This is a genomic window from Mesorhizobium sp. AR10 (genome assembly GCF_024746795.1).
Taxonomy (GTDB): domain Bacteria; phylum Pseudomonadota; class Alphaproteobacteria; order Rhizobiales; family Rhizobiaceae; genus Mesorhizobium.
The window spans coordinates 2,774,814-2,798,176 of record NZ_CP080524.1 but is presented as its reverse complement, the minus strand read 5'-3'; the positions used below and the strand labels follow the sequence as shown (position 1 = coordinate 2,798,176).

24 protein-coding genes are annotated in these 23,363 nt (G+C 63.3%); 8 read left to right on the top strand and 16 right to left on the bottom strand.

Going from position 1 to position 23,363, the window contains the following annotated elements:
- Positions 1-89 precede the first annotated feature (89 nt).
- Positions 90-449: a hypothetical protein gene (locus tag LHFGNBLO_RS17185; protein ID WP_258609265.1), complete on the bottom strand. Its 360-nt coding sequence runs from the start codon at positions 447-449 to the stop codon at positions 90-92.
- Between the two features lie 241 nt (positions 450-690).
- Positions 691-1,137 carry a YcgN family cysteine cluster protein gene (locus tag LHFGNBLO_RS17180; protein ID WP_258609771.1) on the bottom strand — a complete coding sequence of 149 codons (447 nt, stop codon included), beginning with the start codon at positions 1,135-1,137 and terminating at the stop codon, positions 691-693.
- 205 nt (positions 1,138-1,342) lie between these two features.
- Here LHFGNBLO_RS17180 and LHFGNBLO_RS17175 point away from each other — a divergent pair, with 205 nt between their 5' ends.
- Entirely contained in the window at positions 1,343-3,424 is a 2,082-nt protein-coding gene (locus LHFGNBLO_RS17175; protein ID WP_258609263.1) for an OmpA family protein, read from the top strand.
- A gap of 427 nt (positions 3,425-3,851) precedes the next feature.
- The gene (locus LHFGNBLO_RS17170; RefSeq protein WP_258609261.1) at positions 3,852-4,370 is read left to right on the top strand and encodes a TIGR00645 family protein; all 519 of its coding nucleotides are present in this window, start codon (positions 3,852-3,854) and stop codon (positions 4,368-4,370) included.
- A 20-nt stretch (positions 4,371-4,390) separates the two neighbouring features.
- On the opposite strand, the gene LHFGNBLO_RS17165 is transcribed toward LHFGNBLO_RS17170, so the two are convergent.
- The 3 genes from LHFGNBLO_RS17165 to LHFGNBLO_RS17155 all read right to left on the bottom strand — a co-directional run bounded on the left by LHFGNBLO_RS17165 (position 4,391) and on the right by LHFGNBLO_RS17155 (position 6,923).
- Positions 4,391-5,257 carry an SDR family oxidoreductase gene (locus LHFGNBLO_RS17165; RefSeq protein WP_258609259.1) on the bottom strand — a complete coding sequence of 289 codons (867 nt, stop codon included), beginning with the start codon at positions 5,255-5,257 and terminating at the stop codon, positions 4,391-4,393.
- Between the two features lie 119 nt (positions 5,258-5,376).
- The gene (locus tag LHFGNBLO_RS17160; protein WP_258609258.1) at positions 5,377-6,042 is read right to left on the bottom strand and encodes a helix-turn-helix transcriptional regulator; all 666 of its coding nucleotides are present in this window, start codon (positions 6,040-6,042) and stop codon (positions 5,377-5,379) included.
- 8 nt (positions 6,043-6,050) lie between these two features.
- Positions 6,051-6,923 carry a S1C family serine protease gene (locus LHFGNBLO_RS17155; protein ID WP_258609256.1) on the bottom strand — a complete coding sequence of 291 codons (873 nt, stop codon included), beginning with the start codon at positions 6,921-6,923 and terminating at the stop codon, positions 6,051-6,053.
- Positions 6,924-7,093: 170 nt separating this feature from the next.
- On the opposite strand from LHFGNBLO_RS17155, the gene LHFGNBLO_RS17150 reads away from it, so the two are divergent.
- The gene (locus tag LHFGNBLO_RS17150; protein WP_258609254.1) at positions 7,094-8,044 is read left to right on the top strand and encodes a S1C family serine protease; all 951 of its coding nucleotides are present in this window, start codon (positions 7,094-7,096) and stop codon (positions 8,042-8,044) included.
- A gap of 9 nt (positions 8,045-8,053) precedes the next feature.
- On the opposite strand, the gene LHFGNBLO_RS17145 is transcribed toward LHFGNBLO_RS17150, so the two are convergent.
- Positions 8,054-8,476 (bottom strand): VOC family protein, encoded by a 423-nt coding sequence (locus LHFGNBLO_RS17145; protein WP_258609252.1) that lies wholly within the window; start codon positions 8,474-8,476, stop codon positions 8,054-8,056.
- 66 nt (positions 8,477-8,542) lie between these two features.
- Between LHFGNBLO_RS17145 and LHFGNBLO_RS17140 the strand changes: the two genes are divergently transcribed.
- Positions 8,543-9,175: a TetR/AcrR family transcriptional regulator gene (locus tag LHFGNBLO_RS17140; protein ID WP_258609250.1), complete on the top strand. Its 633-nt coding sequence runs from the start codon at positions 8,543-8,545 to the stop codon at positions 9,173-9,175.
- Here LHFGNBLO_RS17140 and LHFGNBLO_RS17135 read toward each other — a convergent pair.
- Positions 9,111-10,064: a LysR family transcriptional regulator gene (locus LHFGNBLO_RS17135; RefSeq protein ID WP_258609248.1), complete on the bottom strand. Its 954-nt coding sequence runs from the start codon at positions 10,062-10,064 to the stop codon at positions 9,111-9,113. The genes LHFGNBLO_RS17140 and LHFGNBLO_RS17135 overlap by 65 nt on opposite strands.
- A 110-nt stretch (positions 10,065-10,174) precedes the next feature.
- Here LHFGNBLO_RS17135 and LHFGNBLO_RS17130 point away from each other — a divergent pair, with 110 nt between their 5' ends.
- Positions 10,175-10,816, top strand: a complete 642-nt coding sequence (locus LHFGNBLO_RS17130; RefSeq protein WP_258609247.1) for an FMN-dependent NADH-azoreductase — start codon at positions 10,175-10,177, stop codon at positions 10,814-10,816.
- 126 nt (positions 10,817-10,942) lie between these two features.
- Here the strand turns inward: LHFGNBLO_RS17130 and LHFGNBLO_RS17125 are convergent, their stop codons facing one another.
- Together LHFGNBLO_RS17125 and LHFGNBLO_RS17120 are read right to left on the bottom strand one after the other, a co-directional pair.
- Positions 10,943-11,236, bottom strand: a complete 294-nt coding sequence (locus LHFGNBLO_RS17125; protein ID WP_258609245.1) for an HlyU family transcriptional regulator — start codon at positions 11,234-11,236, stop codon at positions 10,943-10,945.
- A 165-nt stretch (positions 11,237-11,401) separates the two neighbouring features.
- A complete protein-coding gene (locus tag LHFGNBLO_RS17120; RefSeq protein WP_258609243.1) occupies positions 11,402-12,073 on the bottom strand; it encodes a PadR family transcriptional regulator in 672 nt (223 codons plus the stop codon).
- Positions 12,074-12,347: 274 nt separating this feature from the next.
- On the opposite strand from LHFGNBLO_RS17120, the gene LHFGNBLO_RS17115 reads away from it, so the two are divergent.
- Complete coding sequence (locus LHFGNBLO_RS17115) at positions 12,348-12,605, top strand: DUF2798 domain-containing protein (protein WP_258609241.1); 258 nt, start codon at positions 12,348-12,350, stop codon at positions 12,603-12,605.
- A 63-nt stretch (positions 12,606-12,668) separates the two neighbouring features.
- Here LHFGNBLO_RS17115 and LHFGNBLO_RS17110 read toward each other — a convergent pair whose 3' ends face one another.
- From LHFGNBLO_RS17110 to LHFGNBLO_RS17090, 5 genes are all read right to left on the bottom strand, one after another.
- A complete protein-coding gene (locus tag LHFGNBLO_RS17110; protein WP_258609239.1) occupies positions 12,669-13,049 on the bottom strand; it encodes a thiol-disulfide oxidoreductase DCC family protein in 381 nt (126 codons plus the stop codon).
- 74 nt (positions 13,050-13,123) lie between these two features.
- Positions 13,124-13,417, bottom strand: a complete 294-nt coding sequence (locus tag LHFGNBLO_RS17105) for a GYD domain-containing protein (RefSeq protein ID WP_258609237.1) — start codon at positions 13,415-13,417, stop codon at positions 13,124-13,126.
- A 196-nt stretch (positions 13,418-13,613) separates the two neighbouring features.
- Entirely contained in the window at positions 13,614-15,635 is a 2,022-nt protein-coding gene (gene rpoD / locus LHFGNBLO_RS17100) for an RNA polymerase sigma factor RpoD (protein ID WP_258609235.1), read from the bottom strand.
- Positions 15,636-16,012: 377 nt separating this feature from the next.
- Positions 16,013-17,962 (bottom strand): DNA primase, encoded by a 1,950-nt coding sequence (gene dnaG / locus LHFGNBLO_RS17095; RefSeq protein WP_258609234.1) that lies wholly within the window; start codon positions 17,960-17,962, stop codon positions 16,013-16,015.
- Between the two features lie 143 nt (positions 17,963-18,105).
- Positions 18,106-18,474 carry an RcnB family protein gene (locus LHFGNBLO_RS17090; RefSeq protein ID WP_258609233.1) on the bottom strand — a complete coding sequence of 123 codons (369 nt, stop codon included), beginning with the start codon at positions 18,472-18,474 and terminating at the stop codon, positions 18,106-18,108.
- A 384-nt stretch (positions 18,475-18,858) separates the two neighbouring features.
- Here LHFGNBLO_RS17090 and LHFGNBLO_RS17085 point away from each other — a divergent pair, with 384 nt between their 5' ends.
- Both LHFGNBLO_RS17085 and LHFGNBLO_RS17080 read left to right on the top strand, forming a co-directional pair.
- The gene (locus tag LHFGNBLO_RS17085; protein WP_258609231.1) at positions 18,859-20,523 is read left to right on the top strand and encodes a Na/Pi cotransporter family protein; all 1,665 of its coding nucleotides are present in this window, start codon (positions 18,859-18,861) and stop codon (positions 20,521-20,523) included.
- Between the two features lie 106 nt (positions 20,524-20,629).
- Entirely contained in the window at positions 20,630-21,811 is a 1,182-nt protein-coding gene (locus LHFGNBLO_RS17080; protein WP_258609228.1) for an MFS transporter, read from the top strand.
- Between the two features lie 87 nt (positions 21,812-21,898).
- On the opposite strand, the gene LHFGNBLO_RS17075 is transcribed toward LHFGNBLO_RS17080, so the two are convergent.
- Positions 21,899-22,651, bottom strand: coding sequence for a DNA helicase (locus LHFGNBLO_RS17075; protein ID WP_258609226.1), 753 nt, complete (start codon positions 22,649-22,651; stop codon positions 21,899-21,901).
- A 198-nt stretch (positions 22,652-22,849) separates the two neighbouring features.
- Positions 22,850-23,299 (bottom strand): GatB/YqeY domain-containing protein, encoded by a 450-nt coding sequence (locus LHFGNBLO_RS17070; RefSeq protein ID WP_258609223.1) that lies wholly within the window; start codon positions 23,297-23,299, stop codon positions 22,850-22,852.
- Positions 23,300-23,363: the final 64 nt, after the last annotated feature.

The window sequence follows — 23,363 nt, the reverse complement described above, 5'->3', positions numbered from 1 at the left end:
TTGAGCCGCGCATTCCATCAGTGTGGAGGAGCTCATACTACTCCAGACTGACCTTCGGAGAAGGTCATGTCTCCAAGCTGATCTTCGCTTTAGCGGGAGAGGGTCGGGCAACCGCGCTGATTGGCAAACACGACAATCACACGGTCGCCGTACTGGCGGCCCGCGACCTTCACGGTACGGCGGTTGACGTCGACGATGCGGACGCGGTGCAGGCCCATGCGCTCGGCCTTGCCGAGGGCACGCTCGGGCGAGCACCGGCGCCAGCCGCGGTCGTCACGGCGATGGTCGCGACGGTAGCCGTCATCGTCTCCGCTATAGACGCCGACGCGGGGTTCGTTGTTGTTGCCAAAGCCGAGATAGATGCTGTCGGCATGGGCGGCGGGGATGGCGGCAAACGTGCCGAGGGCGATAAGACCCGAAAGGGCTGCCGTCTTGATGGTGTTGAACATTGCTTCTCTCCTTGTTGGGGGCTCTCACCCGGTGGAAACGATGGGGCGAGAATGCACTTCCGTATCTGAACTCATTACGAACTGGTCGTTCATTTGCGGTTCATGTGGCAACAAGAGGGAGATTTCGGCAGTTTCTCCTTCTGCGACCGTTCCGAACCCCTCAATGTCGAAACGCACGGTCGCGCAGTCGGTTCCGGACCTTGTAGCTCTCAAGGCTCGTCGTCGAGCATGTGCTCCAATCTCAAGGCTCGTCGTCGAGCATGTGCTCCAAATAGTCGTCCGGTGCGGCAAGGTCGGTCTCGTTGGCGCTAACCCGACCCCGAATCGAGATGCCGGCCTCGTGGACGGTCTCGGCACTTCCCGAAACCAGCCTGTGCCACCAGTAGAGATCGCGGCCTTCGGCAACCAGCCGATAGGCGCAGGTCTGGGGCAACCAGCTGATGGTGCGCACATTCTGCGGCGTCAGCCCGACGCAGTCCGGAACGCGCGCCAGCCGGTTGGCATAGTCGGAGCAGCGGCAGCTTTCGGCGTCGAACAGCTGGCAGCCGACACTTGTCCAGTAGATCTCGCCGGTGTCCTCGTCCTCGAGTTTCGACAGACAGCATTTACCGCAGCCGTCGCAGAGCGATTCCCACTCGGCTGGGGTCATCGCCTCGAGCGTCTTGGTTTTCCAGAAAGGCGTGTCCATCGTGCCGATGATGTGGCCCCCGCCCGCGCCAAGGTCAAGCATGGCGATGGCCGCAAATGCGGGCGCGCACCATACGAAAAACATGAAGTCGCCTTCAAAACGCCGGTCAATCGCCCTTCGTTGCCGGTAATGTCTGCAAACCGGAACCAATCCGGATGATGGAAGTTTGGGCAGGGATGGGACCCCACAAGGAGAACTTTTTGAGATGAAACGCCAACCACGGATTCTGGCAGGCACAGCACTTGGCCTGTTGATGGCATCCGCGCCGTTGGGCGCGTACCCGCTGCAGGGCAGTGCCGCATTCGGCCCCTTGCAACACACCACAGCGCCGCTGATCCCAGCGCAAGCAGCCTGCGCCGAAGGCGAATCGGCTGAGGCCTGCGCACAAAAACAGCAGCTGGAGCCGGCGCAGAAGCCCGAACCGGAACAGCAGGCCGCGCCGGCGCAGGGCGAGCAGGAACAGCAGCCGCGCAAGAAGAAGCGCGATCAACAGCAGCAGACCGAACAGGCTCCTGCCGAACAGGCCGCGCCTGCCGCCGAACAGCCTGCCGAGCAGGCCGCACCGGCAAACGAGGAGCAGCCGATCAAGCCGCGCAAGAAGAAGCGCGACCAGCAACAGCAGATCGAGGCTGCGCCTGCCGAGCAGCCGGTCGAGCAGGCCGCTCCGGCAAACGAGGAGCAGCCGGTCAAGCCGCGCAAGAAGAAGCGCGACCAGCAACAGCAGATCGAGGCTGCGCCTGCCGAGCAGCCGGCCGAGCAGGCCGCTCCGGCAACCGAAGAGCAACCGGTCAAGCCGCGCAAGAAGCGCAAGCAGGACCAGCAAATTGAAGCGGCCCCAGCCGAACAGGCGCCGACCACAAAGGAAGCGCCTGCCGGAGAGCCTGTTCCGCAGGCCGAGCCCCTTCAGGGCGAGCAGCAGGCGGCGCCTGCCCAGGGCGAACAGCCTCAGGACAAGAAAAAGCGCGGCAAGAAGCCTGTCATCGAACAGCCGGTGACCGGAGAGCAGCCGGCCACCACCGGAGAACAGCCATCGACGGCCGAACAGCCCGCCAATGGCCAGCAGCCCGTGACCGGCGAACAGCCGGCCCAGGGTGAAAATGCGGCCCAGGGCGAAGCCCCGGCCGACGAGAACGCAGCGCCTATCCTCGACAGCCAGAAGGATGTCCTGCGCAAGCGCAAGGGCAAGAACGGCCAGCAGGGAGGCGAGAATGCGAATGGCGAACAGGCCAACCAGCCCGCCGAGCCGAATGGCGAGCAGGCGCAGGCACCAAAGCCGGCTCCGGTCGACCAGGGACCGCCGCCCACCGACGACAAATCGGCCCAGCAGGAGATCCAGCCTGAAAAGCTCGTTCCGGTGACGGAGGAAAAGGGCAAGCGCGTCGAGCGTGCACCCGATGAGAACGTCCGCGACCGTCGGCGTCCCAAGGGCGCCGACGTGCTCAAGGAAATCGGCGATCGGGTCATCATCCAGTTCAACAACCAGACCATCGTCGAAAGCAATGATGGCCCGCGCATGAACCGCGGCGCCAAGGATGTCTACTACGAGGATCTGCCGCGCGGCCGTATCCGCGAAACCGTGGTGCGCGAAAACGGCAACCAGATCGTCACCATCCGCAACCGCAACGGCGACGTCATCCAGCGTTCGCGTATCACGCCGGACGGCCGCGAATATGTGCTGAGCTATGTCGACGAGCGACGCTATGAGGACGTTGACGACTGGCGCGATCCCGGCGACGACCTGCCGCCGATGCGGCTCGACATCGCGCGTCGGGACTACATTCTGGATTCGGAGGATGTGGAGGATCCGGACGACTACTACACCTTCCTCGAACAGCCGCCGGTGGAGAAAGTCCAGCGCCTCTATTCGATCGACGAGGTCAAGCGCTCGGCGCGCGTGCGCGATATCGCCCGCCGTGTCGACCTCGACACGCTGAACTTCGAATTCGGTTCGGCCTCGATCTCCGATACCGAGGTGCAGAAACTCGAGGGCGTCGCCGGCGCCATGGAGAAGCTGTTGGCGAAGAACCCGGCGGAAACCTTCCTGATCGAAGGTCATACCGACGCGGTCGGCAGGCCGGAGGCGAACCTTGCCCTGTCCGACCGCCGCGCCGAATCGGTCGCGGAGGCCTTGACCAGTGCCTTCGGCATCCCGCCGGAGAACCTGACGACGCAAGGCTATGGCGAGGAATATCTCAAGGTGGACACGACGGCGCCCAATCGCGAAAACCGCCGCGTCGGCATCCGCCGCATCACCTCGCTGGTGGCCCCGGTGGCCAGCGCCAACTGACCAAAAAGTGAACCGCGCGATTCGAAACGCTTATTGAATCGCGCGGTTGCTCACCCCAGATTTTACCAAGGGCGTTCCCTGCCCTGTCCCGACTCCAGCGGGACAAATGAGCCCCGCCGGTCCCTCCCGGTGGGGCTTTTTCCTCGCCTTCGATTGAGGAATGACACCTCGCGCCTCAACGAGTCTCAGGCCGGGGACTCCAGGTCCTTTTGCCGCTCGGGCCTTGCAAACAGCGGCGGTTTGCCCGAAATACGGCTCTTAATGCATATCGCGCAAAAAGCATGCCCTCGGGCGCGACCCCAGGGTGCTTTGCGATTTTTGGGAGAACGACATGCATTAAAGCAGCGCAGGTCGCCCAAAAATTGCCTGGCGGTTTTGGCAGACCGACATGCATCAAAACAAAATGAAATAAATCCGGAACCGCTTTATGAAACGCCTCGAACTCGCAATCGAATCGATCATTCTCGCCTCCCGCTGGCTGCTGGTCGTCTTCTATCTCGGGCTGGGCGTCGCGCTCGCCATCTATGCGCTGTCCTTTGGCAAGAAGCTCTATGAGTTCGTCATCATGGCGTTCACGCTCGGCGAGACCGACACCATCCTGAAGATGCTCAGCCTGATCGACGCGGCGCTGGTCGCCTCGCTGGTGGTGATGGTCATCATCTCCGGCTACGAAAACTTCGTCAGCCGTTTCGACGAGAATGACGGCGAGGTCCACTGGCTAGGCACGATCGATGTCGGCTCGCTGAAGGTCAAGGTCGCCTCGACCATCGTCGCCATCTCCTCCATCCACCTCCTGCAGGTTTTCCTGAACTCGGCGTCCTATACGACCGACCAGTTGATGTGGCTGACCATTATCCATCTGGCCTTCGTCGCCTCGGCGTTCATGCTCGCCTATATCGACAGGCTCATGGGCTTGGGCAAAGCCAAGAAGGCAGGGGAGGAGTGACGCTGGCAGCACCGCTCCCGCTAATAAATTCTCTTTATGTTCGTGCCTGAATTCACGAACACATCGTCCGGCACGAAAAAGTCGCCGGCCAGCGGCCCTGTCGCGCCCGGCGCATAGGCTGAGAAATCGCTGACGCCCTCGGCGCGCAGTACTTCCTCGTCGATATAGAAATTGCCGGTCGCCTCACGCGACGGCCGCATCAGGATCGCGTGCGCCGCATCGGCCATGATGTCGGGCGAACGGCTCATCGCCGCCACGCTCGCGCCACCCAGAAGATTGCGCACCGCCGCCGTGTCGACGGTCGAGATCGGCCACAGCGAATTGACCGCAATACCGTCCTTGGCGAACTCCGCGCTCATGCCCAGAGTGCACATCGACATGCCGAACTTGGCCATCGTGTAGGCGACGTGGTTCTTGAACCACTTGGCCTTCATGTCGAGCGGCGGCGCCAGATTCAAGATATGAGGATTTTGCGCCAACTTCAGGTGCGGAATGCACATTTTGGAAACCAGGAAGGTGCCGCGCGTGTTGATCTGGTGCATCAGATCGTAGCGCTTCATGTCGGTCTCCAGCGTGCCGGTGAGCTGGATGGCGCTGGCATTGTTGATGCAGATATCGATGCCGCCGAACTTCTCCACGGTTCTGGCGACTGCCTCGGCGACCTGCGCCTCCTCGCGGATATCGCACAGCACAGGCAGCGCCTTGCCGCCGGCCTGCTCGATCTCCTGCGCGGCCGTGTAGATCGTGCCCGGCAGCTTCGGATGCGGCTCGGAGGTCTTGGCCGCTATCGTCACATTGGCGCCGTCGCGCGCCGCGCGCAGCGCGATCGCCAGCCCGATGCCGCGCGACCCGCCGGAGATGAACAGCGTCTTTCCCTTGAGCGACATGATTTGCGCCTCCCTTGCAACATCACAGACGCGAACCTTTGCGCGGCAGGCAACCGTCGCGCAAGGCCCAACACCCCGGAGCCAGGTTACGCTGCGTCGGCTTTTGAAGACATATCCGGCTAGACCAGCACCAGGCCTTGCCGCATGGCGATGGCGATCGCGTCAGTGCGGTTGGCGGCACCCAGCTTGATCAGGATCGCAGCGACGTGGAACTTCGCCGTATGCACCGAGATGTTCAGCCGCCGCGCGATCACCTTGTTGGGCGCGCCCTCGGCCAGCAGCGCCAGCACTTCGCTCTCACGCGGCGAAAGCGACGGCCTCGTTGAAACGCCGTCGAGCCCCTCATCCTCAAACAGATCGCCACCACCGTCATGGAAGTCGTCATGCCCAATCGGAAAGGGCTCTCCATCGCCGGAAATCCGATAGCCCGCCGCCGCCAGCCGCACCGCAGCCGCAATCAGCAGATCGTCCGCTGCCGTTGGCAGCACGGCAAACACCGCACCAGCCGGCCGCTCGCGGCTTGCCCGCGAGGACAGCACCACGCGCGGTATTCGCGCGTCGATGGCACCGCCGCTCAGGGGGACATTTTCCAGCGCATGGCCATCGACGATGGCGACATCAGCCGCGTCGCTGCCGCCCGTCAGAACCGGCAGCAGATCGTCGTTCACGGCAAGCCCAGCCGACAAGCGCTCGGCGCGCACGGCATCGCCGAGCGCGATCAGCACTCTCAACCGTCGCCCCATGACCCCGCCACTCGCGATCCCGTCAGCTTCGCTGCCTGCCATCGACCCTCTCAGCTCAGCGGCTTTTCGCCGATGGTCAAGGCGACTTCGCGCGTCTCGCCACCACGCATCACACCCAGCGCCACCGAAGCGCCGGCGCTGTCCGGCCCGAGCCTGCGGATCAGCTCCCGCGGCCCATGCACGGCTTCGCCATTCCACGACACGATGATGTCGCCGAGCGAGAGGCCTGCGGCCTTGGCCGGGCCATTGTCGTCGAGGCTCATCACCATCGCGCCATGCGCGTCACCATCGCGGATCGGGTGCAGGCCGGCGCCGAGATAACCACGCGCGACATGGCCCTTCTCGCGCAGCGTCGCCACTGCCCGCTCGATGGTCTCGTAGGGCATGACCAGCGCCCGCCGGCGCGGCCCGAACAAGAGCATGCCGACCAGCGCGCCCTTGGCGTCGAGCACCGGACCGCCCTCGAAACTGCCGCCGGCACCGACGGAAAGATTGATGCGCCGGTCGATCGTGCCGCCACGCATCGAGCGCCAGGCCGGACCGACCTCACCCACCGTGCCGAACACGGCGAGCGCCGAGCCGTCACTGCTGCCGACCGCAACGGCCAGATGGCCCGGCCGCACTGCACCCGCCTTGGCCAGTGACGGCGCATCTGGCGCGCCCGCCGGCTTCAGCAGCGCGACACCGGTCGACGGATCGCGGCCGATAAGCTCGGCCTTCACGGTCTCGCCGGAAGCCAGCATCAGTTCGACCTCTTCACCGCTCTCGACCGCCTCCTCGGCGGTGACGAAATAGCCATCGCGCCAATGGAAGGCGCTTGCCGTGCGATGATGATGCGTGGGCAAACTCGCCGTCGCCGGTGCTGCAGCAGCCGCGATATCGGCGATGGCGTCGGAAAATGCGTTCAGGTTGAAATCGCTCATGATGGTTCTCCTGGGTTCATCCATGCCCCAGATATCGCTCGGCAGCGCGTCCGCTTGTACTCGCCTGACGGCTAGTTGCTGGTTTGACTGGCCATCTGGTCAGGTCGCGGCCGATCGGGCCGCTTCGCACATATAGTCATCGTTAAGCCCAATGACACGGAGCCCCGCCGATGGCCCTGCCCGCCCAGAAATTCCAATCCGACGACACCTTGCTCGATGCCTATTCGACGACGGTCGCCGATGCTGTCGACCGCATCGGTCCCGCCGTCTGCCGCATCGAGCGCATCGGCGGCGCCGGCGGCCATGGCTCGGGCTTCGTCATTGCGCCGGACGGGCTGGTGGTCACCAATTTTCACGTCGTTGGTGATGCGCGCACGGTGCGCGTCTCGATGCCGGACGGTGCCTCCAGCGAAGGCCGCGTGCTTGGTCGCGATCCGGACACCGACATCGCACTGGTGCGCGCCGATGGCAGCTTTGCCGATGTCGCACCCCTTGGCGATTCCAAGCGCCTGCGGCGCGGCCAGATCGCCATCGCCATCGGCAATCCGCTCGGCTTCGAATGGACGGTCACATCAGGCGTCGTCTCGGCGCTCGGCCGCTCGATGCGCGCCTCCACAGGCCGGCTGATCGACGATGTCATCCAGACTGACGCCGCACTTAACCCCGGCAATTCCGGTGGACCGCTGGTGTCTTCGGCGGGCGAGGTCATCGGCGTCAACACCGCCATGATCCACGGCGCGCAAGGCATCGCCTTCGCGGTTGCCTCCAACACCGCCAATTTCGTCATATCGGAGATCATCCGCTTCGGCCGCGTGCGCCGCGCCTTCATCGGCGTCTCCGCCGACACCGCCAACCTGCCGCGCCGCGCAGCTTTGCTGTCGCAAGTGTCGAGTAGCACGGCGGTGCGGCTGCGCAGTGTCGAGAAAAACGGCCCGGCAGCCAAGGCCGGCCTGAGGGAAGGTGACATCATCGCCGCCATCGACGGCCGCCCGGTCACCGGCGTCGACGATCTGGTGCGCATGCTCGATGCCGAGCGCATCGGCCGCGAGACGCTGTGCACCGTGGTGCGCCGCACCGGCGTCAGCCAGGTCGCGGTGACACCGGTGGCGAGGGCAAGCTGAGGCGTCCGCCTAAGCTGCGGTCCCTTCAACAAATTGCGCCTGAAACTCCGGGCTGGGCGGGATCGGCTTGATCACGTCGATCAGCACGCCATTGGGGTCTTTGGTGATGAAATGGCGCTGGCCGAAGGGTTCGTCGCGCAAGGAGCGCAGGATCGGCAGGCCGGCGGCTATCACCCGCTCATAGACGGCATCCGGATCCCGGACCTCAAAGTTGATCAGCAGGCCTGAAGTGCGGCCCCGCCCCTCCTCAGGGATCGTCTCGTGGTCGCCCTGGACGATGCCGAGATTGACGCGCTTGTCCTCAGCCGATTGCAGATGCACGTACCAGTCACTCTCAAACAGCGACTTGAAGCGAAAGTGCTCGATATAGAACGCCGCCGTGCCGGCAACATCGCCGGTCATGAGCACCGGATAATAGCTCGTCGTCTTCATCTTTCCTTCTCCCGTCAGATAACATACAGTCTGCATGTAAATTGAATTAACATACAGGCTGCATGTATGCAACAGGAATCCGCGCGCCGCTCCAACCGCGATCGCACCGAAGCGACGCGCGCCGACCTGATCGCCGCGGCACGAAAACTGTTCATTGAAAAACCCTATGCCGAGACTGGCACGCCCGAGATTGTCGCAGCTGCCGGTGTCACGCGCGGCGCGCTCTATCACCACTTTGCTGACAAGCAGGCGCTGTTTGCCGCAGTCGTCGAGCAGGAAGCGGCTGCCGTCGCCGCCGAAATCGAACGCGCCTCGCCACCCTCGCTATTTGCCCGCGACGCGCTGATTGCCGGCTCGGATGCCTATCTTGTCGCCATGCGCGTCCCCGGTCGCACGCGGCTCTTGCTGCTCGACGGACCGGCGGTGCTCGGCCGCGCCGCCATGGACGAAATCGACAATCGCCACGGCAATCGTTCCTTACATGAGGGCCTCGTCGCGGCGATGCGCGCGCAAACGATGACGAAGCTGCCGGCGGGGGTGCTGACCGCCCTGCTGGCGTCCGCTTTCGACCGAGCGGCACTTGCCATCGAGGCCGGCGCTTCAGCTGAAGACTATCGCGCCGTCCTCATGGCGCTTATCGATGGACTGTCTCCGACCACGGTTCCTCGTCAGGCACCCGGTCCGGCTCGAACTCGTTGAAGCAGCCGAGCTGGCGCTTGAACTGGTCGATCAGCCAGGCAGCCGCGGGCTTCGGGCTGCGGTCGGCGCGGTGCATGGCAAACAACGGCGAACGCACCTCGCTGTAGGGCTCCAGATCGAGTTCCACCAGCCGGCCGCTGGCCAGATCGTCGGCGACCAGCCATCGCGGCAGCCCGCCCCATCCCAGCCCCTCGCGCATCAGCGCATGCTTGGTGCGCACATCCGTCAGCCGCCAGGTGCGGTAGGCGAACACGCCGTAGTCGCGCCCACGCGTGCGCTCCGACAGATCGGAGACGACCAGCTGTGTGTGTTCGCGCACATCCTCCACCGACACCGGCTTTGGCAGAAGCGCCAAGGGATGATTTGGCGCCGCGACCGGCACCATCGAGGTGAAGCCGATGCGCAGAAGGTGCACATCGGCATCCCCCGGAATACCGCCGACACCGAGATCGGCTTGCCCCTCGACGACTTGGTCGACGATCAGTCCCAGCGAGCCGATATGCAGGCGCAGCGCCACGGTCGGGAACTGCGCCTCGAACGCCTTCAGCACCCGAACCAACACCGGTGACGGCAGCGCCATGTCGACCGACAGGACGACTTCGGCCTCCAGCCCTTGCCGGTGGCCGTCAACGCGCGAGCGGATGCGCTGCAGCACGCCGACCATGCGCCGTGCATCTTCAAGCGTCGCTCGGCCGACATCGGTCAGCTGCGGCTCGCGCGTGCCTTCGCGCTCGAACAGCTTCAGCCCAAGCTGCGCCTCGAGATTGGCGATGGCATAGCTGATCACCGATTGTGCGCGGTTGAGTTTGCGGCCGGCGGCCGAGAAACTGCCGGTGTCGGCAACGGCCACAAGGATCTGAAGCTGGTCGAGGGTCGGGTTCGGCTGCATCGTCTTATCCAGATAATAGATGGATACTATACAAAATATACCAGTTTTTCAAATGGGTCGATGGCCCCATATCTGGGTGGACAAATTCATTCCAGCCCTGGAGACCAGCCATGTCCATCCTTCTCGTCACGTCCAGCCCGCGCGGCAACGCCTCGCACTCGACCCGCATCGCCACCGAATTCGCCGAAAAGCTGCTTGCCGCCGATCCGTCGGCGACGCTTGTCGTGCGCGATCTCGTTGCCAACCCGCTGCCGCATATCGATCCCGACTATTCGACCGGCATCTACACGCCCGTCGAAGCCCGCACCCAGCGCCAGTCCGAGGTCGTCGGCGTTTCCGACACCGCGCTCGACGAACTGTTTGCCGCCGACACCATCATCCTGGCCACCGGCTTCATCAATTTCGGCATCTCGTCGACCCTGAAATCCTGGGTCGATCACGTCGCTCGCTCCGGCAAGACCTTTTCCTATGGCGAGAATGGCCCCAAGGGCCTCGTCACCGGCAAGAAGGTCTACATCGTCCTGGCCTCGGGCGGCATCTATTCCGAGGGTGCGGCCGTACAGATGGACCACGCCATTCCTTACCTGCGCGCCGTGCTTGGCTTCATCGGCATGACCGATGTCGATGTCATCCGCATTGAAGGCGTCGGCATGGGTCCTGACGCGGTGACCGCCGCTCTGGCCAAGGCGACCGCCAAGGTCGACGCCGTGGTGGCTGCGACCGCGAGCGCGCATGTCGCTGCGGCGGCATAAAAGGCCAGCTGTCACTCACCCGAATTGAAAAGGCAGGCGCCCGGCGCCTGCCTTTTTCTTGTCCATCCGCCAACGAAGTGTGCTGAGATTCAGGTCAGGCCGCCATCACCTGAATATCGACATACCCTACCCGAACATCTTCTCGCCTTGCTCATCGACCAGTTGGATGCCCTTCTTGATCGAAATGTCGACGGCATCGTCCAGCCCGGCAAAACGGTCGGCGCGGATGAACCTGTGTTCCTTCATCACGCCGCCGATTTCCTTCGAAACCACGCCGCAGGTCTGGTACTGTCCATCTGCCTTGTAGGGCGTGGCGCTGATCAAGAATCCCTTGTGCTCGATCTGCTTTGCCGGAGCAGCATTCTTTGGCTCGCCCGCGTCACCGCCGCCACCGCCGAAAAGACGTTTCAGAAAAGACATGGGAGCCCTCCAACGGCAATCATCCTGCATCACATAGGGTGATGCAGGATGATTTTCACTAGCGGTCCTTCGTCGAACGGGCAAGGGGCCCACCGGGTCGCTTGCTATGCATGTCGCCCAAAAGCGCGTAGCGGTTTTGGGCGACATGCATGAACAGAAACCTGGTCAGTTGCGCGACAGCGCTTCCAGGGCTTCGGCTGCCGCTTCCAGGATGCTGATCGCCTCGGCCTGCTTTTCGGCCGGCGCATCGACGATCTCGCCGAGGGCAGCGCGCAGCCGATGGCGCACGGCGCGGAATTCGTCGCGCGCGTCCGAACGGCCGCGGCCACGCCGTCCGCCCTCCTCGCTTTCGTCGTTCCAGCCGAACCAGTCGCGCGCCTTGGCCATTTTGCGGCCGAAGCGCTCGAGATGCTCGAGCACGCCGTCGATCATCTCGCGATTTTCGGTGAGATGCGCCTGCCCTGCCTCGGTGATCGAAAACACCTTCTTGTTGCCGTCGGCGGCAGAGGCGGCATAGCCGGCCTCTTCCAGGAAGGTCAGCGTCGGATAGACGACGCCCGGGCTTGGGCTGTAGATGCCGCTGGTGCGCTCTTCCAGCGCTTTGATGATGTCGTAGCCGTGGCGCGGCGCCTCGGCCAGCAGTGACAGCGTGATCAGCTTGAGATCGCCGTCGGCCAGCATGCGTCCGGCGCGGAACATGTCGCCCGGCCCGCCGCGCCCGCCACCCCTCATTCCGTGCCCGAATGTGCCCGAGCCACCACCACGACCGCCGAACTTGCCGGCCATGTGAATGAATGCGCGCAACGGGTGCTCGCCAAAATGATGATGTCTGTGCATCGCTTACTCCTTTGAGTTATGTCTTACGATATATCTTAATTAAGCGAGCGCTATGATCGAGTCAAGATATATCTTGCGATGTATCTGACTATGGCTCCAGCAGGATTGATTTCGCCAAGCGCGGCAGCTAAAAGGCGCCCGACGGTCGAAAGACCGCTCCGTAAGCGTCTGACGTCAAGCAACGCATCCAACCCGGTCTTTCCGGGCAGTTCGCCGAGAATTCGGCCAGCGGATGCCAAATGCGACGGACCGGACACTTCAGGGAAAATCCCAAATGACCACGACCAACAAACGCGGGAAACTGCCCGCGCGCTATGCCGCAATCGTCAGCCCGCTGGTGCTGTCGCTGCTGATGACCTTCATCGTCTCGTTCATCTCGACGCTGAAGAGCCTCGGCTTCCAGCCCGGCCTGCCGGCCATCTGGCTGACCGCCTGGGGTCTGTCCTGGCTGGTGGCCTTTCCGACGCTGCTGCTGGTTCTGCCGGTGGTGCGCCGTATCGTCGGCTGGCTGTGCGAACCTGCGACCAGATAAAGGTCCGCAAGAGGGCCCGGAGACACCTCCGGGCCTTCTCATCGACGTCTGCCCGAGCGCCGGCTACCAGCGACCCTTGCGCCGGTTCCAGGCATAGAGAAGATCGGCGAAGCGATCATAGGCAAGACGAGTCAGCGGCAGCGCGATGGGGTTGCCGAACAGTGACGCCAGCCAGCCCTCGCCCGGCGTCGCCCTCCAGACGGCAACCGCAACATCGGCGCCGATCAGAAGTTTGCCATCCGCGTCGGTTGCATGCAGCCGGCGGCGGATGTCCGCCAGCGAAACATTGTACCTAGCCAATGCCGCCGGCTCCCCATTGATGTCGCGAAACTCGATCCGCCCGGCCTTGATCGCATCGATCAGCCGCCGTTTCTGCCGGCTGATGCCGGCATCGCAAACCGGACAGCGCGTGTTGTACCAGACGGTCAGCAGGGATCCCGACATGGAGCGACTATCGGCGAGACGGCACGGCCCCGCAATATGACGCAGCGCCACACGAACCCGTGCCGCGCCAGGCGCTACCCGAGCGAAGTTATGATCTCGCGATAGGCAAATTCCGGAAACGCCTTTAGCGTCCGCGTCCTGATACTGCCGCCAGTCGCCAGCATCAGCGCAAAACGGGCAAGCACCGCATCATCTGGCGCCTCGACCACGGCCACCATGTCGCATTCCCCCATGGTCAGATAGAACGCCTTGAACGATCCGCCCATATCGGCCAGCTGTTTCTTGGCCGCATCGAGCCGCTTCGGCGAGTCGCGCAGGTTCTTGGCGCCTTGCTCCGTCCAGTTGATGAGCAGGATGTAAGTCGTCATGGCACACCTCCCTCCGGCGCCACGGTGCACGGCGGCTGGTCGAGACCTCCACCGGGGCGGGCATCCGGCTTGTCGCCCGGAAAACGCATCCGACACGGGAAGTATCCTCCCGGCCGGCACCATCTTCAAGAGCAGTGCGGAGAAACGAAAAAGGGCGCCCGTGGCGCCCTTTGAACTGCTTGAGCCCCTGCTTGCCTCAGCTATCCAGGAAGCTTCTCAACTTCCGGCTCCGGCTCGGGTGCTTGAGCTTGCGCAGCGCCTTGGCTTCGATCTGGCGGATACGCTCGCGGGTGACCGAGAACTGCTGGCCGACTTCTTCCAGCGTGTGGTCGGTGTTCATGCCGATGCCGAAGCGCATTCTGAGCACGCGCTCTTCGCGCGGCGTCAGCGAGGCCAGCACGCGCGTCGTCGTCTCGCGCAGATTGGCCTGGATCGCCGCGTCGATCGGCAGGATCGCCATCTTGTCTTCGATGAAGTCGCCGAGATGCGAATCCTCCTCGTCGCCGACCGGCGTTTCGAGCGAAATCGGCTCCTTGGCAATCTTCAGCACCTTGCGCACTTTTTCCAGCGGCATGGCGAGCTTTTCGGCCAGTTCCTCCGGCGTCGGCTCGCGGCCGATCTCGTGCAGCATCTGGCGCGAGGTGCGCACGATCTTGTTGATCGTCTCGATCATGTGCACCGGGATGCGGATGGTGCGTGCCTGATCGGCGATCGAACGGGTGATCGCCTGCCGGATCCACCATGTCGCATAGGTCGAGAACTTGTAACCGCGACGGTATTCGAATTTGTCGACCGCCTTCATCAGGCCGATATTGCCTTCCTGGATCAGGTCGAGGAACTGCAGGCCGCGATTGGTGTATTTCTTGGCGATGGAGATGACGAGGCGCAGATTGGCCTCGACCATTTCCTTCTTGGCGATCGCCGCTTCGCGTTCGCCCTTCTGGACCTGGTTGACGATCTTGCGGAATTCCAGGATCGAGATCGCCGTTTCGGTGGCGAGGTTCTGGATCTCGGCGCGCAGGTCGCGGATCGCGTCCTTCTCGTTCTTGGTGAATTCCTTCCAGCCGCGCGAGGTCAGATTGCCGATCGAGCGCGTCCAGTTCGGGTCGAGCTCCGAGCCCTGATATTCCTTCAGGAACTCCTCGCGGCGCACGCCGTAGCTTTCGGCCAGCCTGAGCAGCTTGCCCTCGTTCTGCACCAGCCGCTTGTTGATGTCGTAGAGCTGCTCGACCAGCGCCTCGATGCGCGCCGTGTTCAGCGACAGCGACTTCACCGCCTTGATCAGCTGGTCCTTCAGTTCCTTCAGCCGGCGGTCCTGGCTGGGCGACAGCGTGCCGGCGGCGGCCAGCCGGTTCTCGACCTGCTGGTCCTGCAGCTTGCGCAACTTCTTGTAGGTGTCGGCGATGAGATCGAGCGTCTCCATCACCTGCGGACGCAATTCGGCTTCCATCGCCGCCAGCGACAGGCTCGCTTCGTCCTCGTCTTCCTCGTCGTCGTCCACCAGCCCGCGCGTGTCGGCGCCGACATTGGTGATGTCTTCTTCCTCGTCGCGCGAACGGCGTGGCTTTTCCTCGACCTTGGCTTCCTCGATGCGCTCGACCACTGGTGCCTGCTTGGCTTCGGGCCCGGCATAGGTGGCTTCGAGATCGATGATCTCGCGCAGCAGGATCTTGGATTCGTTGAGCTCGTCGCGCCAGATGATGATCGCCTGGAAAGTCAGCGGGCTTTCGCACAGGCCCGCGATCATCGTCTCACGGCCAGCCTCGATGCGCTTGGCAATCGCGATTTCGCCCTCGCGCGACAGAAGCTCGACCGAGCCCATCTCGCGCAGATACATGCGAACCGGATCGTCGGTGCGGTCGGTCGGCTCTTTCTTGGTGGTGGTGGCGGCAACGGCCGTGCCGGTCTGCTCGGCCAGCTCGTTGGCGTCTTCCTCGGCGTCGGCGGCCGTATCGGTGGCTTCGGGCTCCTCGCCCTGCTCGTCGTCCTCGACCACGTTGATGCCCATGTCGGACAGCATCGCCATCGTGTCCTCGATCTGCTCGGAGGTCACTTCCTCCGAAGGCAGCACCGAATTCAGCTCGTCCATGGTGACATAGCCGCGCTTCTTGGCGGCTTTGATCATCTTCTTGACAGCATCATCGGAAAGGTCGAGCAGAGGCCCATCGGTGGCGCCTTCGCGTTCGGTTTCGACCTCTTCCTTTTCCTTTGTCGCCATAGTCTTTGTTTTCTCCTGGCGGCTCAGCATCGAAGCCGCGTACGCTGCCGGACCGGTCAAATCGGATGCGCTCGCACTAGAAACGCGCTTCACCGGGCCAGTAACTGCATCTCTCGTTAAGTCCAGATTAACCCTGATATCTGTGGCAGACCGACAGCCTGTCCAGTGACCAGTACCTCACATCGCTCATTGCCCGTCGACGCCGGGTGCGGGTTAACGTTTCGAATCGTCCTGATTCCGCCATTCTGCCGGAAGGTCAAGCGCCTCTCGCATGATTCGCATGAAAAAAGCGAATCAATTACCCGACTTAGCGCGCCGCGCGGCCAATTCGACGCGCAAGCACGTTCCTACATTTCACTCTTGCGCAAGCTTTCAACCTACACGCGCCCGGCTCTGCCCGAGGACACGCCAAACCCTTCGATCAACGCTTCTGTTGCCTGCACATCATTGAATTGCGCCTGAATCTCGACCAGATGCCGGAAATTTTCGTCCGAAGGGTCCGCATCGAGCGCCGCTTGCGCCTGTTTCAGCTCTCTATGTAAGGTGCGCGCGCTGCGCTGCAAGTGCAGCGCCTGGCTGAAGGCGTCGCGGGCATCGTCAAGTCCGGCGGTTTCCAGTGCCGGCCACTGCCGCGCCCGTTTGATCAACCCCACCGCGCGCTCCCAGATGTCGCCGCAGCTGGCGCGCTCGATCGTCGCGATCACCGCGTTGCGGTCGTTTGCCATGTCATGCGCCATGGCGTCGAGGATAGCAGCGTGCAGCCGCTTCAGATCGGTATTGGCCAGATCGAGAAACTCGACATGGGCGAAATTCTCGTCGATCAGCGCCGGATGGTTGACCAGCGCGACGATGATCGTCGCCTCGCGCACCGACATCATCTCGCCGCCGCGCTTGACCATGGCAGAGCGGCCGAGGCTTTCGGTGATCGCCGTACGGGCACCGGCGCCGCCGCCCCGCGCGAATTGTCCGCCCGGCGTCGGGGCCTTGCCTTGGAAACGCTCGCCGGGCCGCCCATCCTGACGCCCCTGGCGGGCGCCGCGCTGGGCGCCGAAGAAGCTCAGCACCCGCTCGCGCATCTCCTGTTGGTAATGATAGCGCAGGCTTTCGTCGCGGATGCGGCTGGTCAGCTCGCGCAGCGTCTTCTCCAGCTCCGCCCGCCGCTCCGGCGTGTCGAAGACGCCGCCTGATGTCTCGCGCATCCACAACAGATCTGCCAGCGGCCGAGCGTCAGCGAGCACGGCGCGAAATGCGTCCGGCCCGTCGGCCTTGACCAGATCGTCGGGGTCCTTGCCTTCGGGCAGCAAGGCGAAACGCACCGAACGGCCGGCCTGAACCACCGGCAGCGCCATGTCGGCGGCGCGCCACGCCGCCTTCAGCCCGGCCTGGTCGCCGTCGAAGCACAGCATCGGCTCGGCCGCCATCCGCCACAGAAGTTCAAGCTGGTTTTCTGTCAGCGCGGTGCCGAGTGGCGCCACCACATTCTCGAAGCCGGCCTGCGCCAGCGCGATCACGTCCATATAGCCTTCGACGGCGATAACCGTGCCGCCCTTGGCCAACGCCTTGCGGGCGCGGGCGAAATTATAAAGCACATTGCCCTTGTGGAAGAGCTCGGTGTCGGGCGAGTTCATGTATTTGGCCAGCGCATCAGGCGCCAGCGCACGGCCGCCAAAGGCGATGATCTTGCCGCGCGAATCCGGGATCGGGAACATGATGCGATCACGGAACCAGTCGTAGGAGACCGGAATGTCGTCGCCATGGCGCACCAGCCCGCAGGCCTCGATATCGGCCTTGCCGACGCCCTTGGCAGCAAGATGCTCCTTCAGTGCGTTGCGGCTGTCGGGCGCATAGCCGAGCCGGAACGATTGCTGCGTCGCCGGCGTCAGCCCGCGGTCGCGCAGATAGGCGCGGGCTTTCGCGCCTTCCGGTCCCTGCAATCGCTCCTGGAAGAAGGCAGTCGCCATTTCCATGACATCGGTCAGGCTGGCGCGTTCCTTTTCGCGCCGTTCTTCCTGGGCATCGCGAACCGGCATCGGCACGCCTGCCATGTCGGCGATCTTTTCGACCGCTTCGGGAAAGCTCATCCCGTCGAGCTCGGTCAGGAACTTGAAATGATCGCCAGAAACCGAGCAGCCGAAACAATGATAGCGGCCCTTCTTGTCCTCGCAGTGAAAGGACGGGCTCTTCTCGCCGTGGAACGGACAGCAAGCCCAGTAGTCGCCGCGCGGCGCGTTGGTCTTCTTCCTGTCCCATGCGACACGCTGACCGATCACCGAGGAAATCGGCACGCGGTCGCGAATCTCGTCGAGGAAGGCGGGCGGAAAGCGCATGGGAAACTCTTTGTCTCCCCCATATAATCACGCTTGCCGGGGCCGACGACCCCTAATACGGACCATACCCGGTTTCCACAGGGCAAAAAAAGAAGGCGGCCATTGCTGACCGCCTTCCTTTTATGGCCCGGAGTATCCCCGGATCAGTGCGCGGCGATTGCGCCAAAGATGACGCCAGAGAGGATGCTGACCAGCACATAGTCGTTACCGACGCGGATCCACTCCTGGCCGCGGCCGGGGCGATGCAGACCATAACGACCGTAGTCGCGGATCGGCTGGTGGCGCTTCCAGCTGGAATACTTCTGGCCGTTGCGCCAATGGCTGCGCTTCACGACCACCTTCTTCTTGACCACGCGCTTCCTCACGTCGACATGCTTGCCGGACTTCTGCCAGTCGACCTGGGTATAATTCGACTGCGGCGCGGACGGCGCATTCAGCGGCGCGGCCTGGCCCTGCAGGGACGTGGCAGCCAGCATCGAGAAGGCCATTGCAGAGAGAATAATGCGTTTCATGACGATACTCCTTGGTTGTCGATGCCCCAGGAATAGCGGCCAACGGATGAACTGAAACTGAACGCCAGCATTACAATTCTGTAATGATTTCCTATATTTATAACGGCTAATTCAACAATGCGGAGAAATCGGGCAAGCGTGCAAGGATCACCGACGCCAAGCCGCGCCCTGGCGCCAAAAGAACGCACAATCCCTAAGGCAAAATCCATTTCCGACACGTCCTGTCGCGTGCCAACAGCCGCACGAATTGGACAAAATTTATTATCCGGCTAAAAGTAATCGCGGTAATATCGGCTTCGCAATGTCCATGATTCGTGCCCTCCCTTGCCCCTCTGCCGCAACGACGCTCGCGCCGTTGGCGTCTGTCGGATTGCGCGGCCAGCCATGAGCGGCTCCGTCGTCCTGCTGCATCTTGCCGGCGCCGTCGCGCTGATGCTTTTTGCCACCCGCTTGGTCAAGACCGGTGTCGAGCGCGCCTATGGCGATGTGCTGCGCCACAAGCTGCGCGCCACCATGCGCAATCCGCTGATGGCGGTGCTCGCCGGCTGCGGCCTGTCGATTGCGCTGCAGAGTTCAACCGCCGTCACTCTGCTCGTCGGCTCCTTTGCCGGTGCTGGCATCGTCAGCGGCATATCGGGCCAGCTTGCCGTGCGCGGCGCCGAGATCGGCTCGGCACTGGTGGTCAAGCTGCTCACCTTCGACCTGTCGCTGCTGGTGCCGATCTGCCTGGTCGCCGGCACCGTCATGTTCATGGCCACCGAGCGGCGCGACTGGCGCCAGTTCGGCCGCATCCTAGTCGGCATCGGGCTGCTTCTGCTGTCACTGGAAATGATCGGCCAGGCATCGGAGCCGCTGCGCCAGAGCACGCTGATGCCGGTCATCGTCAATTATTTCTCCGGCGACCCGGTCACCGCCTATCTCCTGGCGGCGCTGGTCACCTGGCTGTTCCATTCCTCGATCGCCGCGGTGCTGCTGATGGTGACGCTGGCCGGCCGCGGTTTCATCCCACCCGAACTCGGCATCGTGCTGGTGCTCGGCGTCAATCTCGGTTCGTCGATCATCGCGCCGCTGCTCACCCGCAATGCCGAGCCCGGTGTGCGCGTCGTGCCGATCGGCAATCTGTTGATGCGCGGCATGGGTTCGCTGGTCATCCTGATCCTGTTCCTGTCGTTCAAGCCGCCGGTCGCTTTTCTCGGCACCACCGTGCCCGACCAGATCGTCAACGCCCATATCCTGTTCAATGTCCTGATCCTGCTCGCCGGGCTGCCATTGGCCGGCCTTGTCTACCGCGCCTCGGAGAAGATCGTGGCGCTGGGCACCAAGCCGGCGCCGGCCGAGGCGCTCGACGTCACCGAGTTGTCAGCGCTCAACGACAGTGCGCTGGACATGCCCAGCCAGGCGCTGGCCAACGCCACCCGCGAAGTGGTGCGGGTCTGCGAGACGGTCGAGATCATGCTGAAGCGCATCATCGAGCTTTATGAGAGCGCCGACGCCGACAAGATCAAGGCGCTGGCGGCACTTGACGACCGCGTCGACAGGAAGCACGCGGCGATAAAGCTCTATCTGGCCAAGGTCACCAAGAACCCGCTGAGCGAGGACGAGGCACTGCGCTGCCAGGAACTGATCGGCGCCTGCGTCAAGCTCGAACAGGTCGGCGACATCATCGTGCGCAACATGCTGGTGCATGTCAGGAAGAAGCTGGAGCGTGGGCTGGAATTCACGCCCGAGGGCTGGCGCGAACTTTCCGCCTTCCACGCTTCGGTGCTCGCCAATGCGCGGCTTGCCTTCAACGTTCTGGTCTCACGCGATCCCGAGACCGCCCGCCAGTTGGTGCTGGAAAAGGACCGGCTGCGCGACCGCGAGAAGGAAACCAGCGCCAGCCACTTCGTGCGGCTGCGCGACGGCACCGCCAAGAGCGTCGAGACCAGCTCTATCCATCTCGACACCATCCGCGACCTCAAGCAGATCAACTCGCTGCTCGCCTCGATGGCCTATCCCGTGCTCGAGGAACGCGGCTTGCTCACCGGCTCCCGGCTGAAGGCCAGTTGAGCTCAACCGCTGAAGAAAACCTAAACCGGCGTCGACAATTTCTGCATTGCCCGCAGCGCCCATCCATGGTTTGAGGCCCCCTCAGTCGAGGATCGCTTTGCGCGCCATGCTTCCCCTCATCGCCCTGTTCATCGCTGCCTTCGCCTTCGGCACCACCGAGTTCGTCATCGCTGGCGTGCTGCCGCAGGTCGCGAATGGTCTCGGCGTTTCCATCCCCACATCAGGCTATCTCATCTCCGGCTACGCCACCGGCATCGCCGTCGGCGGCCCGCTGCTGGCGCTCGCTACCAAGAAGCTTTCCCGCAAGACCTTGCTGCTTGGCCTTGCCGTCGCCTTCACCATTGGCCAGGCCGCCTGCGCGCTGGCGCCCGACTTCGCCTCCATGCTGCTGTTGCGCATTGCCGTCGCCGTGGCGCATGGCGCCTATTTCGGCGTCGCCATGGTGGTCGCGGTCGGCCTTGTCCCCGAGGACAAGCGTGGCATGGCGGTGGCGGTCATCCTGTCGGGCCTCACCGTCTCCAACGTCATCGGCGTTCCGGCCGGCACCGCGATCGGCAATCTCTGGGGCTGGCGCGCGACGTTCTGGGTGATGTGCGCGCTTGGCGTGGTGGCAACCGCTGCCATGCTTGCGCTGCTGCCACGCACGACGGGTTCGTCGAGCCCGTCCGTCAGCTTCGCCCGCGAGGTCCGCGTGCTGGCGCGTCAGCAGGTCTGGACCTCGCTGATCCTGATGCTGATGCTGATGATCGGCCAGTTCGGCCTCTTCACCTACATCACCCCCACGCTGCTGGAGGTCACCGGGCTCGACGAGGGCTTGGTGCCGTGGGTGCTGCTGCTCAATGGCGTCGGCGCCACGCTCGGCGTCTTCCTCGGCGGCAAGCTATCCGACTGGAAACTGATGCCGTCGCTCATCACCATGCTGGCCTTGCAGGCGGCAACGCTCGCTGTGATCTATGCCGTCAGCCCCTATCCCCTGCCGATGGTCGTGGCGATCGTCATCTGGGGCGGGCTCAACTTCGCCATCGGTACGCCGATCCAGACCCGCATCCTGGCCTGGACCGCGGACGCATCCAACCTCGCCTCGTCGTTGATCCCTTCCGGCTTCAATGTCGGCATCGCGCTGGCTGCCTCGCTCGGGGCGGCCATGCTGAATAGCGGCTATGGCTATCGAAGTCTGCCTGTGGTCGGCGCCATGGCCATGCTGGTCGCTGTGGCAGTCGCCCTTGCCTCTTACATTTCGGAGGAGCGCAGCAAGGCGACGCCACCGGTCCCGGCCGCCGCCGAGTAAGCGCCGGGAAGATGTCGGCTCTCACAATCTATGCGGTAGCGCAGGCTCTCGGCGCCGCCATAGGCGGCGCCCGAGGCCGATCCATGCTCAAGTGTGGATGTTTGCGGCGAAAGGCTTGTTCCGAACCGAACTCGCTGCCTGGAAACGCAATTCGCCCTGGTTCAGGAAACAAGTCTTGTTGAACAACGACAAATCCAGCGGGTTCGGCAACCGGACATCGCTGATATCGGGACAGGGCTTTTTCGCCGGATCATATGACCGGTCGATCTGGGAGATAAAGACGAAGATCAGTCCTCTGTCCCGCGCAAATGACTTCAGTGTGCGAACTTGAGTCATCAGGTCCGGGTTTTCCCGCTTCTGATCGAGTAGTTGCAGGTAGTCTATGACAACCAGCGTGCCGCGCGGCGCCGCTTCCAACGTCCGTACAATGTAGTTGGCACTGATGGCGTCGGAGTTGTCGAATTCGAACAGGCCGTCGAAATGTGCCGGCTCCACCCCGATGGCTCGAAACCGCTCCAGGACATCAATCTGCGTATACTCCAGCGTGAAGAAAACACCCCGGCAGCCGGACTTCATGGCTTCCACCGCGAGTTCGAGACTCAACAGTGTTTTGCCATGACCCGGCCGGGCGCCTACCAGAACCAGGTCGCCGGGCGTCAGCAGCGCGAACAATCTGCCGGCTGGGGTCGTGGCGCCCGCCCTGGCCAGAAGCAGGCCCCAATCGGCGAAGCCTTCAATGGCCGCAACGCGGTCGAGGGCCTGGTGAAGGGGGATGTTTTCCTTGCGCGATAAAAGTCTGGCTTGACGCTTCAGACTGTAGACAGGGGCGGACAGCCTCATCAAAAACCTCCTATTGCGAGCAGTTTTCGCAACCCCTCCTTATGCCTGGTGCTCGAACAGTCGGTTCGGTGATCGGATGGCCCCGCATGAATTATACTTTCCCGGTGGAGGGGGGAGGCGTGGGCGCGCCAGAATCAAATGGTACCCTAATCCTTGCGGATCGAAAATCACGCTCGTTCGGAAAAGCGAAAAAAACCTCTACTGCAGCAGAACCTTGACGATCCCGCTTGCCTTGCCGAAATCCATCTGGCCGGCGTATTTCTGCTTGAGCGCAGCGATCACCTTGCCCATGTCCTTCTGGCTGGCGGCACCGGTGGCAGCGATCGCCTCGCGCGCCGCAGCGGTCACCGCGGCCTCGTCCAACTGCGTCGGCAGGAAGTCACGGATGATGGCCATCTCGTCGCGCTCCTGCGCGGCAAGTTCCGGGCGCTTGCCGTCATCGAATGCCTTGGCCGACTCCTCGCGCTGCTTCACCATCTTGGCCAGGATCTGCAGGATCTCCTCGTCGCTGGCCGGCTCCTTGGCTGAACCGCGATTGAGGATGTCGCGGTCGTGGATGGCGGCCTGGATCAGCCGCAGCGTCGGCAACCGGCGCTTGTCCTGCGCCTTCATCGCGCTCTTCAGGGATTCGGCGATTTTGCCACGCATGATGCTTTCTCCTTCAAACGCGGCGGACAATAGCCCCGGCGAATGCGCAAGGCAAACCCCGGAG

Bases quoted from the DNA above. Each gene is read 5' to 3' on its own strand.
- LHFGNBLO_RS17145 (WP_258609252.1), bottom strand. From the start codon at position 8,476: ATGAAGACGACGAGCTATTATCCGGTGCTCATGACCGGCGATGTTGCC.
- rpoD (WP_258609235.1), bottom strand. From the start codon at position 15,635: ATGGCGACAAAGGAAAAGGAAGAGGTCGAAACCGAACGCGAAGGCGCC.
- LHFGNBLO_RS17160 (WP_258609258.1), bottom strand. From the start codon at position 6,042: ATGGCAGGCAGCGAAGCTGACGGGATCGCGAGTGGCGGGGTCATGGGG.
- LHFGNBLO_RS17125 (WP_258609245.1), bottom strand. From the start codon at position 11,236: ATGTCTTTTCTGAAACGTCTTTTCGGCGGTGGCGGCGGTGACGCGGGC.
- LHFGNBLO_RS17185 (WP_258609265.1), bottom strand. From the start codon at position 449: ATGTTCAACACCATCAAGACGGCAGCCCTTTCGGGTCTTATCGCCCTC.
- LHFGNBLO_RS17110 (WP_258609239.1), bottom strand. From the start codon at position 13,049: ATGTCGGGATCCCTGCTGACCGTCTGGTACAACACGCGCTGTCCGGTT.
- LHFGNBLO_RS17080 (WP_258609228.1), top strand. From the start codon at position 20,630: ATGCTTCCCCTCATCGCCCTGTTCATCGCTGCCTTCGCCTTCGGCACC.
- LHFGNBLO_RS17120 (WP_258609243.1), bottom strand. From the start codon at position 12,073: ATGCACAGACATCATCATTTTGGCGAGCACCCGTTGCGCGCATTCATT.
- LHFGNBLO_RS17165 (WP_258609259.1), bottom strand. From the start codon at position 5,257: ATGTCGCTCAAGGGAAAGACGCTGTTCATCTCCGGCGGGTCGCGCGGC.
- LHFGNBLO_RS17105 (WP_258609237.1), bottom strand. From the start codon at position 13,417: ATGACGACTTACATCCTGCTCATCAACTGGACGGAGCAAGGCGCCAAG.
- LHFGNBLO_RS17140 (WP_258609250.1), top strand. From the start codon at position 8,543: ATGCAACAGGAATCCGCGCGCCGCTCCAACCGCGATCGCACCGAAGCG.
- dnaG (WP_258609234.1), bottom strand. From the start codon at position 17,962: ATGCGCTTTCCGCCCGCCTTCCTCGACGAGATTCGCGACCGCGTGCCG.
- LHFGNBLO_RS17180 (WP_258609771.1), bottom strand. From the start codon at position 1,137: ATGGACACGCCTTTCTGGAAAACCAAGACGCTCGAGGCGATGACCCCA.
- LHFGNBLO_RS17090 (WP_258609233.1), bottom strand. From the start codon at position 18,474: ATGAAACGCATTATTCTCTCTGCAATGGCCTTCTCGATGCTGGCTGCC.
- LHFGNBLO_RS17075 (WP_258609226.1), bottom strand. From the start codon at position 22,651: ATGAGGCTGTCCGCCCCTGTCTACAGTCTGAAGCGTCAAGCCAGACTT.
- LHFGNBLO_RS17155 (WP_258609256.1), bottom strand. From the start codon at position 6,923: ATGAGCGATTTCAACCTGAACGCATTTTCCGACGCCATCGCCGATATC.
- LHFGNBLO_RS17115 (WP_258609241.1), top strand. From the start codon at position 12,348: ATGACCACGACCAACAAACGCGGGAAACTGCCCGCGCGCTATGCCGCA.
- LHFGNBLO_RS17170 (WP_258609261.1), top strand. From the start codon at position 3,852: ATGAAACGCCTCGAACTCGCAATCGAATCGATCATTCTCGCCTCCCGC.
- LHFGNBLO_RS17150 (WP_258609254.1), top strand. From the start codon at position 7,094: ATGGCCCTGCCCGCCCAGAAATTCCAATCCGACGACACCTTGCTCGAT.
- LHFGNBLO_RS17070 (WP_258609223.1), bottom strand. From the start codon at position 23,299: ATGCGTGGCAAAATCGCCGAATCCCTGAAGAGCGCGATGAAGGCGCAG.
- LHFGNBLO_RS17175 (WP_258609263.1), top strand. From the start codon at position 1,343: ATGAAACGCCAACCACGGATTCTGGCAGGCACAGCACTTGGCCTGTTG.
- LHFGNBLO_RS17130 (WP_258609247.1), top strand. From the start codon at position 10,175: ATGTCCATCCTTCTCGTCACGTCCAGCCCGCGCGGCAACGCCTCGCAC.
- LHFGNBLO_RS17085 (WP_258609231.1), top strand. From the start codon at position 18,859: ATGAGCGGCTCCGTCGTCCTGCTGCATCTTGCCGGCGCCGTCGCGCTG.
- LHFGNBLO_RS17135 (WP_258609248.1), bottom strand. From the start codon at position 10,064: ATGCAGCCGAACCCGACCCTCGACCAGCTTCAGATCCTTGTGGCCGTT.